Genomic DNA, 1,054 nt, shown 5'->3' with positions numbered 1-1,054 from the left:
GACAGATTGTAAAATATAAGTTGAACATTTAAGTGGACAAGAAAACCCATAAAGGTCTTTAATGGTGTTACCACAACATTCCATTAGAAAGAAGGACCTTTATGGGCACCACTATTTTATCATTTGCTGACCGCATTGTCATTGAAACTTTACTTCATGAACACCGTTCGCTTCGCTATATTGCTGACTATCTAGGCTTCAGTAAAACAACGATTTTCAATGAATTACATCGTCTCCCTTTACCTTATAATGCTAAGCGATCTCAACAGGATCATGAGACAAAGCTTAAGTTACGTGGACGTAAATATGTGCTGACTGCTAATCTAAAACGCTTGGTTGAAGACAAAGTCAAGATTCAGAAGTGGTCGCCTGAACAGGTTGCTCATATGGTTGGGATTGCTTATAAGACCATTTACAACTGGATTGACCAAGGTATACTTGACATCCAACCATCGGACTTACCTGACCGAGGCATTCGTCGTCATCGGGCGAAAGAAACTCGGGGAACATTTAGTCATGGCCGTTCAATTGAAGAACGTCCACAGGAAGTTAAGACTCGTAAAACGTTTGGTCACTTTGAAGCTGACACTGTTCTATCTGGTAAACGAAGAGGACAAGCGGTGGCCACTTTTGTCGAACGGCAAAGTAGATTAACCGTGGTTAAACGCCTTGAAAGTCGTAGTAGTCAGGCAATGACAATGGCCATGCTAGAATTAGCGAAACAATTAGGACCCAAACTTAAGACCATCACCGTCGATCATGGTAAAGAGTTCGCTAACTATCGTGAGATTGAAGAACAGACGGGCATTAATCTTTACTTTGCCCATGCTTATTCGCCGCATGAACGAGGTAGTAATGAGAATCGTAATCGGGTCTTGCGTCGTTTTATCCCTAAAGGCAAGCCAATTGAAGAGATCAGTGATCAAGAACTAATTCAGATTAACTGGTACTTAAACTCTCGGCCACTTAAATGTCTCAACTGGCGATCACCCATTGAAGTCTTTATGCGAAAAATGCTTCGATGAAGTGTTCAATTTATTTATTGCAATCTGCC

At 41.3% G+C, this 1,054-nt stretch carries 1 protein-coding gene; it reads left to right on the top strand.

Annotation, left to right across the window (positions count from 1 at the left end):
• Nucleotides 1–101: 101 nt before the first annotated feature.
• A complete protein-coding gene (locus JCM10991_RS11760) occupies nt 102–1,025 on the top strand; it encodes an IS30 family transposase (RefSeq protein WP_023860195.1) in 924 nt (307 codons plus the stop codon).
• Nucleotides 1,026–1,054 lie beyond the last annotated feature (29 nt).

The organism is Ligilactobacillus equi DSM 15833 = JCM 10991 (assembly GCF_000615765.1).
Classification (GTDB): Bacteria; Bacillota; Bacilli; order Lactobacillales; family Lactobacillaceae; genus Ligilactobacillus; species Ligilactobacillus equi.
Note: the sequence above shows the minus strand (reverse complement) of the source record. Positions and strands in the feature narration are given on the sequence as shown.

Bases quoted from the DNA above. Each gene is read 5' to 3' on its own strand.
- JCM10991_RS11760 (WP_023860195.1), top strand. From the start codon at position 102: ATGGGCACCACTATTTTATCATTTGCTGACCGCATTGTCATTGAAACT.